Here is a 13,274-nt window from a genome sequence, read left to right on the forward strand (position 1 = left end):
CGAACGTGGATGCGGGTTTTCTCCAAAGCGGAAAATTACTCCTTCTTCCCGTGCAGCATATTGCTCCGCTCGATCTTCTTCCTTACCCTCTCCCACGTTCCCGTGATCAGGAAGCTCTCATCCATGAACCCAGTCACCTTCTCAAACCGCTTCATCGGGAACGCCATGGTCATGACATCGAGCGGCACGCACTTCCGCGCCGACGGGTCGAACATGCCGAGGACAACCTTCTGGTCAGTGCCTGCCTTCTGCTGCTCGAGCCACGGGTAGTAGACAATGGATGCACACCCGGCGCCCATAGGGCAGATGACGCCGTGCGGGTCGCTCCGGTCGAAGTTCGCGAGCGTGAAGAGGCCGCTCATGACCTCGGCCCGGGCAAAGAAAATGACGACTTCAGGCTTGTTCTCTGTCGCGAGCTGGTCCCACCGCGTGAAGACCATCTGCTTTCCCTGCGACGAGAACGGGGGGATGAGCTTCTCCCAGGCATCGACGATCTCCGGGGTCTGCTTGTAGCGTTCGCCCTCCACGACACCATCCTTCCCCGACGAGAGGAAGAACCGGAAGTTCGGCGGGCGCTCGCAGGAATAGCCGGTATACATGAGCCCGCCGCGGCAGGTGACGGAACTCCCATCGAAAGCGAGCGGGGTGCCGTTCCGGGCCTGCCCGATCTGGCAGATGAGGCAGCGCCAGCCATCCGGAGGGAGAACTTTTTTTGCAGAGCCTGGCCCGTCGCGGAATTCGAGCGCAAGCGGGAGTTCGGTGCCGGGGAAAAACTTCTGCCACAACGTGATGAAGCGGTCGCGGAGTACGGTGTCCATGTATGCCCGTGAGGGTTCCTGAGGATAAATGGGTAACGGTGTTGCGAAGGTAAAAAACCGGCATTCACGGACATCTGACGAACAACATATTATTCCGGCAATGCCGACCCTCTTCCATGCCCACGGGCAGCCATGTCCACATCATCAGTGCGGGGAAAGATATCCATCTCGCATACCCCGCGACCTTCCGCACGCTGCCGTCCATCTCACGGACCTGCGTAATTGCCGATGAGGAGGTATACGGCATTTCACAAAACCCGGAGATCGGGAAGCAGCGGCAGGCCGTCCGCAATGCTGTCAGTTCGGTGAAAGAGATCTCCGCATCGCTCTCCATCCCGTTCTCGTACGAGATCGTGCATCACCCGGTCTATCCCTCCGTCCGTTCAATCCTGACGAAGATCCACCGGGAGAACCTGAAGGCCCGGTTCACGTTCGACGTTACGGGCGGGTCGAAGGAGCTCTGCCTTGCCCTGATGTCGTTCGCGCCATGGGTTGGCGGGGAAGTTTTCTCTTCGTTCGATGAGAAGACCCTGCGCAGCGTCCCGCTGCCGGACCGTTCGGTCAGGACCATGATGCAGAACCCGAACTACCAGACCATCCTTGCAGTGCTCCTCCGTAAAAACAGGAAGGGTGAATTGACATGGTTTTCGCGTTCGTACCTCTTCAGCCAGGTCTGGCCGTATTACCAACGCATGCGGACACGGAAACCGAAAGCTGGCGATCGGGTGATCCAGTACCGGAACGGACGAAAACCGGCCAATAACCTGTCACAAGCCACATTCTCATCATTCATGGCACATCTCCGGAGCGTTGGGTTCATTGAAGAGCAGCAGGATGAGAAGAACCGGAAAGAGAAGGCGTACCGGATAACAGAACCTGGCGAGACGGCATTCCGGTTTTTTGCGGATCCGGCCACCAGTTCGGACGTGAAAACGATTCTTGAGCGCCCGTGATCCGACCCCGGAATCCGGAAATATTTCCGGCAAACCCTGCTGAAAATTTTATCATCGCGAAAAATGGTTGTTCATTGACAAAGCGATTGTAGGTTATTTTACCTACAATACTATTGCACAACCTGCAATTTTTTTTATTCTCCTCCGTGAGCGTTCCTGTTGATCGATCAGATCCCGATTGAAAAATTGCAGGCAGGGTCTGAGGGGTCGATTGAAAAATTTTTTCCGGAGATCGTATGGCGATCAAAAATAATGATAAAAAATGATGGGGGATTATGCCCCCATACCCCCGGATACGACTGGAGCCGCCGCCCCCGCGGGGGCGCTCCCGCGGCGGCATTAAAGATGGTTGAGGCAAAAAAATGTCCCTGCCGACCCCGAAGGGGCGGGAAGAGTCATACTTTCTATCCGATAAACCGTTCACTGATGTTCAACAATCGCGTGCCCGTTCCTGTCCCCGCGCCCGATTCCCTTGTAGATGAATCCCTCGCGGATGTAGGCATCCGGATCCACCAGGTTCCGGCCGTCAATAATGACCGGGTGTTTCTTCCCGGACAGGTTCTTCAGCACGGGGGCCTGCAGGGTCCGGTACTGGTGGTGGCCGGCGAAGATCGCGATGGCATCGGCGCCTTCCAGCGCTTCCTCCACGAACGGTACGATGGAAACACCGGGATATTCTGCCACGTACGGGTCGTGCACGCTGACGCGTGCGCCGTGTGCGATGAGCAGGTCCCGGTACGGTTCCGATGGGGTGTTCCGCGTATCGTCCGAGTTTGCAAGGAATGCCCATCCGAGGAGGGCGACCTTCGCCCCCTTCAGCGGCATACCGGCCCGCTCCAGCCCTTCCTTCGTGAGCCGGAACATGTGGGTGGGCATAAAGTCGTTGATGTGGCGGGCGAGAACGTAGAGGGACGGCTCGCCCTTCGGGTAATCGAGCGTTCCTTTCCCGAGCACCTGCACGCCCCGCTCAAGATGGTACGTGTCCTTGGTCAGGCAGTGGCCGCCAACTCCGGCGCCCGGCCAGAGCATGGCGCGGGTGATACCCTCCCCCTTGAGGCTGTCGATGCCGGCCCGGACGTCGTAGAAGTTGATCCCCATCGCCTCACAGTACAGGGCAAGCTCGTTTGCAGCCGCGATCTGGAGATCGCGGAAGGTGTTCTCCGCGGTCTTGGTCACTTCCGCAGCCGTGGCGGTCATCGGGATAACCTTCCCGATGGTGAGAACAGGGGTGTAGAGCTCGGCTGCCCGCTTCGTGCTGACCTCGTCGATCCCGCCAACGCAGCGGTCGTGCTCCCGGATGTTCCGCAGCAGCCGGCCCACCATCACCCGTTCCGGCGCGTGGGCAAGGGCAAAGTCCTTCCCTGCAATGAGACCGGACTCCTTCTCCAGCAGCTCGCGGGCCATCCCGTTTGTTGTACCCGGCGTGATCGTGGACTCGAGCACGACCAGCATCCCGGGTCTCAGGTTTTTTCCGACATGCCGGATCCCCTCCATCAGCGCTGAAAAATCCGGAAGGAGATCGTCCTTGTTCAGAAACGGCGTCTGGATGGAGAGCGTCACGGCATCGAGACCGGCAATCTCTGAAAAATCAGATGTGCAGTGGAATTTTTTGGCGGTCACGACCTTTTTTAAAAGATCGTCGAGGCCGGGTTCCACCCCCTTCAGCGGGCTCTCCCCCCGGTTCAGCATCGCGATCTTGTATCCCGAAGAGGGCGAATCGCGCTGGAACCCGGTGACATGATCGAACTGCGGCACATCCGCGAGAAGTGCCGCGGCCGGGATCCCGACATACCCCATACCGATTACGCCGATCGTTCTGATGGGGCCCCGTTTAAGGAGCAGTGTCTCGAGGGTCATGGGACAGGTGCCTCCGTCGTTTAGTGCGCGGCGCGTATCTTTTCACAGAATTCCAGGTTCCGGATTGCCTGTTCCGGGGTGACGGGGAACGGCCGCCGGTGCTTCACGCAGTCAATGAAGGTTTCCAGTTCCCGTTTCAGGGGTTCAACCTTGCCCACCATCACTTTCTCAATAATGTTCTCCTGGACATAGCGCTGGGCCTCAACACCGTACTGGCCCGGCCTGCGGTGGATCGTGACCTCCTGCGACATGAAATCGCCTTCGATCGTAAAATCCTCGTCTTCAACGTAAAACAACCGGATCTTCTTCGACGCCTTGCGGCTTGCCGAAAGTGCAACCGGGATGCTGCTGCACTTCATGAGGACGCTCATCACATCATCGTTTCCCACCGAGTGGATATCGCAGGGATCCGGAAAGAACTCGTTGATGAGGATGTCGATATCGTGGATCATCAAATCCTCGACAACGGAACTGCCGGTGATCCGGGAAGACGTGGGGTTATGGCGTTTCATCTCGAAATAGCGGGGATTCTTCACGATCTTCTTGATCTCGGCAACGATGGGATTGAACCGCTCGATATGCCCGATACCGATAGTGATACCGTCCGGTGCGGATTTCATCAGGTCCCGGGCTTCCGCCGCAGTTGCACAGATGGGCTTTTCGATCAGGACTGATTTCTTCTTCCTGAACACCTCCCTGACAACACCGGCATGGAACTGGGTGGGAACCACGACGCTGACGGCATCGGCATGATCGAGAAGCTCGCCGATGGATCCGTACACGGTCGCCCCGTGCTTCTTTGCCAGTTCCTGTGCGGCAGCGGTGTTCACATCATAGATGCCCAGCGAATCAACGCTTTTCAGCTCGGAATAGATACGGACATGGTTGCGCCCCATCATGCCAACGCCGATAACTCCCGCATCCATCTCAGGTCACCCGGTTGATGGTGTCGCAGATATACCCCAGCTCCTTCTGGTCAAGGAGCGGGTGCACCGGAATGCTCATGACGGACCCGGCAAGGGCTGAGGCAACCGGGCAGGGATCGGGGTCCTCGAACGGGCTGAAGAGGGGCTGGCGGTGGAGGGGGATGGGATAGTGGATCGCGGTACCGATACCCTTGCCTTTCAGGTAGTCCATGAACGCCTGGCGGTTCAGGGGGAACTCCTCCCGGAGCCGGACCACGTACTGGTGGTAGACATGGTTCCGGGAAGGACCGACGAACGGGATGGAAAGCCCCCGTGCCGAGAGGTTGGCGTTGTAGAACTCCGCATTCTTCCGGCGCCGGAGGTTGAACTTCTCCAGCTTCCTGAGCTGGACGAGCCCGAGGGCTGCCGCAATATCGGTCATGCGGTAATTGTACCCGAGAATGGTATGGAGGTACTTTTCGCTCTGGCCGTGGTTGATGAGGAGACGCAGGCGCTGGTTGTACCCCTTGTCGTTCGTGGTCACCATGCCTCCTTCGCCGGTAATCATGTTCTTGGTCGCGTAGAACGAGAAGCACGCAAGGTGCCCGAACGAACCCACCCTCCCGTTCTTGTACATGGCACCCTGTGCCTGTGCGGCGTCCTCGATGAATTTTACGCTCTTTTGTTCGCAGATCTCCTGGAGTGCCTCGATATCGCACGGCTGGCCGAAGAGGTGCACGCCAATGACGGCCCGGGTCTTCTGTGTAATCTTCTCCGCGACCTGTGCCGGATCGATATTGAACGTCATCTCGTCGACATCGGCAAAAACCGGTCGTGCGCCGCACATGGCGACTGCCGATGCCGTGGCGACAAAGGTGAAGGCCGGTACAATGACCTCGTCGCCCGGACCGATGCCGGCAGCGAGCAGGGCGGCATGCAGCGCCGCTGTTCCGTTATTGACGGCCACCGCATGATTCGACCCGCAGAGGTCGGCGAATTTCGTCTCGAACTCCGCAACCCGTTCACCGGATGCAAGCATGCCGGATTTCAGGACCTCCGTTACCGCCGATATCTCTTCCTGGCCAATGGCAGGTCGTGCAACTGGTATCATGTCCAAGATCGTGGTCCCTCCAGAAACCTGGTTCTGTCAGCTAAAACTTGGCAGTGATCGGATAATATCATTCCCGATCCGGCCGGGGAAGGGGACCCTGTCCGGCCGAACGACCGGAAGATAGATACTTAGGGCAGGAACGCCAAACACGTGATCACAGAAGCAAGGGAGGGGTGCCGACGCGACATATCATATCCATTGGCGACTTTGACCGCAACGACATCGATCGCCTGCTGGACCATGCAGCGCAGATCGATGAGAGGAACTATGATGGAAACGCTCTCTGCGGCAAGATCCTTGCCGCCCTCTTTTTTGAACCCAGTACCCGCACGCGCATGTCCTTCGAATCGGCCATGGCACGCCTCGGGGGCTCGGTGCTCTCGGTCGGCAGCGTGGAAGCCTGCTCGATGGCCAAGGGCGAGACGCTCGCCGACACCATCCGCGTGGTGAGCGGGTACGCGGACGCAATCGTGATCCGCCACCCCAAGGAAGGGGCGGCACGCCTCGCGGCCGAGTTCGCAACCGTCCCGGTCATCAATGCCGGCGACGGTGCCGGCCAGCACCCCTCCCAGACCCTGCTCGACCTGTACACGATACGTCAGAGCATGCCCATCGACGGGATCGATATCGCGATGGTCGGCGACCTTCGCTACGGGCGAACTGCCCACTCCCTTGCCTCGGCCCTCTCCCTCTACAATGCCCGCCTCCATACCATCTCGCCCACGGGACTCGAGCTGCCGGCGAACCTTGCTGAAAGCCTCGCGGAGAAGGGGATGGAGATCATCGAGCACGACGACATCCGGGACGTCATCAGTACCGTCGACGTCCTCTACGTGACCCGGATCCAGCGCGAGCGGTTCCCTGACTCGGCTTCGTACTTCAATGTAGCTTCGAGCTACCGCATCACGCCTGAACTCCTCGCCGATGCAAGGGACCACCTGATCGTCCTCCACCCCCTCCCGCGGGTGGACGAGATCGACCCGCGGGTGGACGACTCCCCGCACGCCCGCTACTTCGACCAGTCCCGCAACGGCGTCCCGGTCAGGATGGCCATGCTGATGCAGGTGCTCCAATGAACGCATCGGCATCCGGGGAGAACGAGGGGCTGCTTGTCCGCCGGATCAAGAACGGCACCGTGATCGACCACATCGATGCCGGTGAGGCGCTCAACGTTGTCAAGATCCTCGGTATCACCGGCACGACGCAGGAAGCCCTCTCGATCGCAACGAACGTCCCCTCGCGGAATATGGGGAAGAAGGACATCGTCAAGCTCTCGAACCGGGAACTCTCCAAGGAGGAGGTCGACCGTATCGCCCTCATCTCCCCCCGCGCAACCATCAACATCATCAGGAACTTCAAAGTATGCGAGAAGAAGGGCGTGGAGATCCCGACGCTGATCGAGGGCGTTGTGCGGTGCCCGAACCCGGGATGCATCTCCAATACCCATGAGCCGATCCGCACGAAATTCCGGGTCCTGCCCGGGGGTCTCCACTGTTGTTACTGCGACTGGGTCATCAACCGGGATATTACCGGGCACATCATCTGATTCCCCCAAAAACAACACCCTTTTCAGGCTCAGAACAAGGTTCAGAAGTGTATTCGTATCCGTTTTCCCGAATACTCCATGGATAATCCCCGGCCGCCATACCGGAGAGCTCAGATATTAAATATCAGCCAGCCAATAGTTCTCTGATGAAGAGCAAGAGCCGATCATCGCTGCCAGTATACGCCCTCGTCCTCTTCCTGTTCCTTTCCTGCGCAGGTCCCGGCGTTGCAGCGGCGGACGCCACGCAGCCCGGCTATATCGTTGTCGGCGTCGTCCCGGTTGCACAGTTCGATGCATATTATGCATTCTCAACGGTCCCGACAAAGGTCAGCTTTGTCGATCATTCGCTGGGATCAACGCCCATGTCCTGGCAATGGGATTTCGGCGATGGTTCGAACTCGACCGAACAGAACCCTGAACACACGTACCTCCGGCGCGGCACCTATACTGTTTCCCTCACCGCGACAAACGCGTACGGCACCAGCACGGCAACAAAGAAGAATTACATCACCATCGGCATGGAACCGAAAGCGGATTTCTCCGCAAGCCCGCTGACCGGCGATTCTCCGCTGACCGTCAAGTTCACCGACAAATCTCTCGGGCAGGTGACACAATGGCAGTGGGACTTCGGCGACGGCAAGGGATCGTCCGATCAGAGCCCTGCCCACACGTACTGGTCCGGGGGCACTTATAACGTTATCCTGACGGTATCCAACGATTATGGATCCTCCGATATTACGAAGACCGGCTACATCACCGTCATCGGGGATTTGAAGTCGGCATTTACAGCGGACCCGGCCTCGGGCAAGGCACCCCTGACCGTCCGGTTCACGGACCGGTCGATCGGTTCCCCGACCGCGTGGGCATGGGATTTCGGGGACGGCACCAATTCGACAGACCAGAATCCCGTGCATGTTTTTACCAGGACCGGGACGTTCGATGTGACTCTGACCGTGACCCGCGGGGGGATCGGCGACAAATCCTCGCAGACCCTCAATGTCGGCGATGTCCCGGTCGCGGATTTCAACAGTTCGACAAGGTCGGGAAACGTGGGTCAGCAGATCAGGTTCACGGACACAACGGCCAACAACCCGACGGAATGGTGGTGGGACTTTGGCGATACGGCAACCTCGGATGCGAGGAATCCCTCCCATGCCTACCAGCTGAAGGGCATCTACACGGTCACCCTCACGGCAAAGAACGCCAATGGCGCGGATGCTGAGAGGAAACAGGATTATATCAACATCGGCATCGCGCCGGTCGCCGACTTCGTGCCGGTCATCATCCCCTACCAGAAGAACACGATCCCCCTGCAGGTACAGTTCGTTGACCAGTCGATGAATGTCCCGACGTCATGGACATGGGACTTCGGCGACGGCCAGATCTCCAATGAACAGAATCCCCGGCACTCGTACGTGAACGAAGGAACGTATACCGTCAGGCTGACCGTGAAAAACACCTTCGGCGAGGACACGAAGGTCCAGAACGGCCTCATCGAGGTCAGCAGGAGCCCGGCCGTTGACTTTGTCGCGGACAAGACCACGGTTGGCGTGGGCGGGAGGGTCACGTTCTCCGACCTCTCGTCCAATTCCCCGACCAGCTGGGTCTGGGACTTCGGGGACGGGAGCACGGGAACAGGTCCCAACCCGGACCACGTGTACCGCACCACGGGCGTCTATGACGTGACGCTCACGGCATCGAACCCTGACCTGACCAACAGCAGGACACGGAACAAGTACATCACGGTCATCAACATCCCGCGGGCAGGTTTTACCGCAGACCGGACACAGGGCGGCACGCCTCTCGGTGTACAATTCCTCGACCAATCAGCCGGGGCTCCCACATCGTGGCAATGGGATTTCGGGGACGGCACAACGTCCATGGAGACAAGCCCATCGCACCAGTACACGGCGCCCGGCAGTTTCACTGTCACGCTGAAGGTCTCGAATGCAAACGGCCAGGATACTACCGTAAAGAAAGACTATATCGTCACTACCCCGGCGCCGGTTGCGGACTTCCGGGCAGACCGCCAGGCCGGCAAGGCTCCTTTCGTTGTCCGCTTCACCGATCTATCGAAAGGCAGCCCGACCGCGTGGTTGTGGGATTTTGGAGACGGGACCGGATCGAAGGAGCAGAACCCGAGCCATATCTACATGAATGAGGGGACGTACGTTGTCAAGCTCACCGTATCAAACCAGTACGGCAGTGACTCGATCGTCATGACCGGGAATAAATCCGCCGCGTCACCCGCTTCAGGGACAATACCCTCTCCTGTTGCTGAGAGTACCGGAACGGTACCGACGGAACAGACACAGAGGCCCGTGACCCAGAGTCCTTCGGCAACCAGATCCCCGCTTTCGCCGTGTGTTGTCATCATCGCTGCCATGGCGGGGCTGCTTGGTGCGGCACGGGCCGGGCGGGAGTGACGTACCTTTTCCATCGTGATAGGGGATTCGAAATAATATCAGGTTTTTCTGCATTGTAGAAAATCTGCGAGGTATAGTATTGGATTATGATGGGGCCACGGGCGCTCGGGGTCTGTCGACCCTCGCCCCGTGGAGCATGGCCTTATCCAGGCATTTTAAAAAAAAAAGATCGAGGATGGGAATCGAGGGAGCTTGCACCCATGAGCTGCCTCCATTTCTGGGGACCGCACGCAATGATACCACAGAATGCTTCAGCCTGTCAGGATGAAGCAGGATAATCACTGCATGAGCCGCCCGTGGACATCGATCTCCCCGCGGTAGATCCGGGTGCTCGAGATCCAGCGACCGTCCTCGGCAAGCACGCAGCTGATCTGGTGGATGTCGACCTTCTTCATCTTCTGCTCCTTACGGAGCCTGTTGATCTCGACGGCGACCGGCAGGGTTTCCTCGGAGACCACGATGGCATCAAAGTCTGCGGTGAGGGCGGAACCAAAACGGTCGTTCAGCGGTTCAACCTGCCAGCGGGCTCTATGCCTTCCCTCCCGGATATACTGCTCGAGTTCGGTTTTCCGGATCTCAAACGGGCGGATGGGGTGCATCTTCCTGCTCGCGAACGTATCCGTGGTGAGGCCTATCACCACCATGCCGTCAGGGCCGGCGATCGAGAACGAGCGGTCGAGGAGGCGCTTGTGTCCGTCGTGAAGGGGATCGAAGGTACCCCCTACCATAACCTTCATACTCTTGGATTCTTAATTTCCTATGTTATTATGCATTGGGATGGGAAGGTCAGCGGGGAGGCTCTTTTTCAGGCCGGCAACGCCACGGTTATCGGCGATGTCACGCTCGGGAACCAGGTCGGGATCTGGTTCGGTGCAGTCGTGCGGGCAGACAAGGACCGGATCGTGATCGGGGACCGGTCCAATATCCAGGACAATTGTGTGGTCCATACCAGCAAAGGGTTCCCGGTAATTCTGGGGAACGATGTCTCGGTCGGCCACGGAGCCATCCTGCACGGCTGCACGATCGCCGACCAGGTGCTCGTCGGCATGGGCGCCATCATCCTCAACGGGGCGCGTATCGGCAAGGGATCCGTAATCGGGGCAGGTGCCGTTGTCCGCGAAGGTGCGGAGATCCCGGATGGTTCTGTTGTCGTCGGCGTCCCGGGAAAAGTGATCAAGCAGGCCGACGATAACCAGCAGCAGCATATCCTGAACAATGCCGCTGCCTACGTCGAGCTTGCCGGGGAGTATGCCCGCCATGGGTAACGTCGTCGTCATCGGGGCGGGCGTGGCCGGCATCCAGGCTGCCCTCGACATCGCTTCCCACGGAATCCATGTCGACCTCATCGAGCGCGAGCCGACCATCGGCGGCCACATGGCGATGCTCGACAAGACATTCCCGACAAACGACTGCTCGATGTGCATCCTCTCGCCCAAGATGGTGGATGTTTCCCGCCACCCCAATATTACCATCCATACCTGCACGGACGTGGAGAAGGTCGAGGGGGAAGCCGGCCATTTCCGCGTTACGGTGAAGAAACACCCGCGGTATATCGACGAGACGACCTGCACCGGCTGCGGGGACTGCGTGCTCGTCTGCCCGGTTGAGGTCTACAACCGCTTCGATGCCGGGATCGGCGTCCGCAAGGCGATCTACAAGCCGCACCCGCAGGCAGTCCCCGACATCGTTGTCAGGGACCAGGAGCACTGCATCGAGTGCGGACTCTGCTACGATGTCTGCGGCCCCGGTTCGGTAAAACGGGAGGACACGGAAAAGGAGATTGTCATCGACGCAGCCAGCATCGTCCTTGCTACCGGGTACGAGGTCTTCAACCCGAAGAAGAAACCGCAGCTCGGTCACCTCACCCTTCCCGATGTCATCACCAGCCTCGAGCTGGAGCGGATGATCAATGCCGGCGGCCCCACCGGGGGAAAGGTCCTGCGGCTGAGCACCGGGGAGAAACCAAAGAGCATTATCTTCCTCCAGTGTGTCGGATCGCGGGACATGACCGTCGACCGGCCATACTGCTCCTGCGTCTGCTGCATGCAGGCCATCAAGAATGCGATCCTGATCAAGGAGAAGTCCCCTGATACAGATGTGACCATCTGCTACATGGACATCCGGTCATTTGGCAAGGGATACGAGGAGTACTACGAGCGGGCGAAGGCACTCGGCGTCCGGTTCCTGCGGGGGATGCCGTCCGACATCATCCCCGACAAGGGCGGCCAGATCGTGCAGGTCGAGAACACCGAGACCGCCGAGGTGACGGTGATGCACCCCGACCTTGTCGTGCTCTCGGTTGGCATGGAACCTGCACCATCCCTCGCGACCCTTGCGGAAAAGTCCGGTATCCCTCTCGAGGAATCCGGCTTTGTGAAGACCGTGCACGATGCCCTCGACACCACGACAACGCTGCGCCCGGGGATCTATGTTGCCGGGACGGCAGTTGCCCCGAAGGATATCCCGGACAGCGTTTCATCGGGGGGATCGGCTGCCATGCGGGCATACCGCGATGCAGTCGCCCCGGTGAACACCCCGTATGGAACGATACCCGAAAGACCGGAACCGGTACGGGAACACCGGAAGACGGCCAGGTCGCGATCAGAGTGAGCCCCGGCCCGACCCTCTGGTGGGACAAAGAGGCCGGAAGCATCTGCTATATCGACCAGACCCTGCTCCCCGGCCGGGAACGTATCGTCACCTGCCGGAGTGTCCGGCAGCTTGCCCGTGCGATCCGGAAACTCGGGATCCGGGGGGCGCCGGCGCTTGGCGTTGCAGGCGCATTCGGCATCGCCCTTTCCGCATCGCTGTGCAGGAAAAAGGATCCGGGACAGTTCCATGCACAGGTCACCCGTGATGCGGAACTGCTCCGCTCAACCCGCCCGACCGCCGTGAACCTCGGATGGGGGATCGACCGGGTGCTCGGTGCCATGCGGGATACCCGTGACGTACAGGCTGCACGGGCAGCGGCTCTTGCAGAGGCAGAACTGATCTTTATTGAGGATACCGCCTGCTGCCACGCCATCGGCGATCACGGTGCAGCGCTGCTCCCGGACACCTGCACGGTACTCACCCACTGCAATGCCGGCGCCCTTGCCTGTTCGTCGTGGGGGACCGCACTCGGCGTTATCCGTTCTGCCGTCCAGGCGGGAAAGCAGGTGAACGTGATCGCGTGCGAGACCCGGCCGCTCCTGCAGGGGGCACGGCTCACGGCATGGGAGCTCTTGCGGGACGGGATTCCGGTCACGGTCATCACGGACTCCATGGCTGCCCACATCATGCGGAATGAGAAGATCGATGCCGTTATCGTCGGGGCCGACCGGATCACGCGCGACGCTGTCTTCAACAAGATCGGGACCTACATGCACGCGGTCTGTGCCCGCCACCATGGGATCCCGTTCTATGTCGCAGCCCCGCTCTCGACCTTCGATCTGAAAAGGATGGCAGTCGACGTCGTGATCGAGGAGCGCGGGAGGGAGGAGGTCGCCGTGATCGGGAACCGGATTTTTGTGCCGCCGGCCGCTTCCGTGAAGAACCCGGCGTTCGATGCAACGCCTCTTGAACTCGTCACCGCCATTGTCACGGAAAAGGGGGTTGTCCGCCCGCCCTTCACACCGGAAGACCTTTCACGGGGAAGGACTAAATAATCCGGCACCCC

Annotated in this window: 12 protein-coding genes; 7 read left to right on the top strand and 5 right to left on the bottom strand. The window is 59.5% G+C overall.

Annotation, left to right across the window (positions count from 1 at the left end; translation table 11 throughout):
- Positions 1 to 35: 35 nt before the first annotated feature.
- Positions 36 to 818 (bottom strand): DUF169 domain-containing protein, encoded by a 783-nt coding sequence (locus A4E33_RS00435; RefSeq protein WP_292345377.1) that lies wholly within the window; start codon positions 816 to 818, stop codon positions 36 to 38.
- 116 nt (positions 819 to 934) lie between these two features.
- Here A4E33_RS00435 and A4E33_RS00440 point away from each other — a divergent pair, with 116 nt between their 5' ends.
- Positions 935 to 1,771 carry a winged helix DNA-binding protein gene (locus tag A4E33_RS00440; RefSeq protein ID WP_292345379.1) on the top strand — a complete coding sequence of 279 codons (837 nt, stop codon included), beginning with the start codon at positions 935 to 937 and terminating at the stop codon, positions 1,769 to 1,771.
- Positions 1,772 to 2,191: 420 nt separating this feature from the next.
- Here the strand turns inward: A4E33_RS00440 and A4E33_RS00445 are convergent, their stop codons facing one another.
- The 3 genes from A4E33_RS00445 to A4E33_RS00455 are packed head-to-tail and all read right to left on the bottom strand — an operon-like array spanning position 2,192 to position 5,644.
- Positions 2,192 to 3,628: a nucleotide sugar dehydrogenase gene (locus A4E33_RS00445; RefSeq protein ID WP_292345381.1), complete on the bottom strand. Its 1,437-nt coding sequence runs from the start codon at positions 3,626 to 3,628 to the stop codon at positions 2,192 to 2,194.
- 20 nt (positions 3,629 to 3,648) lie between these two features.
- Positions 3,649 to 4,554 carry a Gfo/Idh/MocA family protein gene (locus A4E33_RS00450; RefSeq protein ID WP_292345383.1) on the bottom strand — a complete coding sequence of 302 codons (906 nt, stop codon included), beginning with the start codon at positions 4,552 to 4,554 and terminating at the stop codon, positions 3,649 to 3,651.
- Position 4,555: 1 nt separating this feature from the next.
- Positions 4,556 to 5,644, bottom strand: a complete 1,089-nt coding sequence (locus A4E33_RS00455) for a DegT/DnrJ/EryC1/StrS aminotransferase family protein (RefSeq protein WP_292345451.1) — start codon at positions 5,642 to 5,644, stop codon at positions 4,556 to 4,558.
- A gap of 173 nt (positions 5,645 to 5,817) precedes the next feature.
- Between A4E33_RS00455 and pyrB the strand changes: the two genes are divergently transcribed.
- From pyrB to A4E33_RS00470, 3 genes are all read left to right on the top strand, one after another.
- Positions 5,818 to 6,720 (top strand): aspartate carbamoyltransferase, encoded by a 903-nt coding sequence (pyrB, locus tag A4E33_RS00460; protein ID WP_292345385.1) that lies wholly within the window; start codon positions 5,818 to 5,820, stop codon positions 6,718 to 6,720.
- On the top strand, positions 6,717 to 7,190 hold the full coding sequence (pyrI, locus tag A4E33_RS00465) for an aspartate carbamoyltransferase regulatory subunit (protein WP_292345387.1): 474 nt from the start codon (positions 6,717 to 6,719) through the stop codon (positions 7,188 to 7,190). Before pyrB ends, pyrI begins: the two co-directional genes overlap by 4 nt.
- Before the next feature lie 146 nt (positions 7,191 to 7,336).
- Complete coding sequence (locus tag A4E33_RS00470) at positions 7,337 to 9,616, top strand: PKD domain-containing protein (protein WP_292345389.1); 2,280 nt, start codon at positions 7,337 to 7,339, stop codon at positions 9,614 to 9,616.
- A 278-nt stretch (positions 9,617 to 9,894) separates the two neighbouring features.
- On the opposite strand, the gene A4E33_RS00475 is transcribed toward A4E33_RS00470, so the two are convergent.
- Positions 9,895 to 10,353, bottom strand: a complete 459-nt coding sequence (locus A4E33_RS00475; protein WP_292345391.1) for a phosphopantetheine adenylyltransferase — start codon at positions 10,351 to 10,353, stop codon at positions 9,895 to 9,897.
- 30 nt (positions 10,354 to 10,383) lie between these two features.
- On the opposite strand from A4E33_RS00475, the gene A4E33_RS00480 reads away from it, so the two are divergent.
- From A4E33_RS00480 to mtnA, 3 genes are read left to right on the top strand one after another with little or no spacing between them, the layout of a single operon-like run.
- Positions 10,384 to 10,881, top strand: a complete 498-nt coding sequence (locus A4E33_RS00480; RefSeq protein WP_292345393.1) for a gamma carbonic anhydrase family protein — start codon at positions 10,384 to 10,386, stop codon at positions 10,879 to 10,881.
- On the top strand, positions 10,874 to 12,226 hold the full coding sequence (locus A4E33_RS00485; protein WP_292345395.1) for a CoB--CoM heterodisulfide reductase iron-sulfur subunit A family protein: 1,353 nt from the start codon (positions 10,874 to 10,876) through the stop codon (positions 12,224 to 12,226). Before A4E33_RS00480 ends, A4E33_RS00485 begins: the two co-directional genes overlap by 8 nt.
- Entirely contained in the window at positions 12,223 to 13,263 is a 1,041-nt protein-coding gene (gene mtnA / locus A4E33_RS00490) for an S-methyl-5-thioribose-1-phosphate isomerase (RefSeq protein ID WP_292345397.1), read from the top strand. The genes A4E33_RS00485 and mtnA overlap by 4 nt, the downstream gene beginning before the upstream one ends.
- The last annotated feature ends 11 nt before the right edge of the window (positions 13,264 to 13,274 follow it).

The organism is Methanoregula sp. PtaB.Bin085 (genome assembly GCF_002067035.1).
Lineage (GTDB): Archaea > Halobacteriota > Methanomicrobia > Methanomicrobiales > Methanospirillaceae > Methanoregula.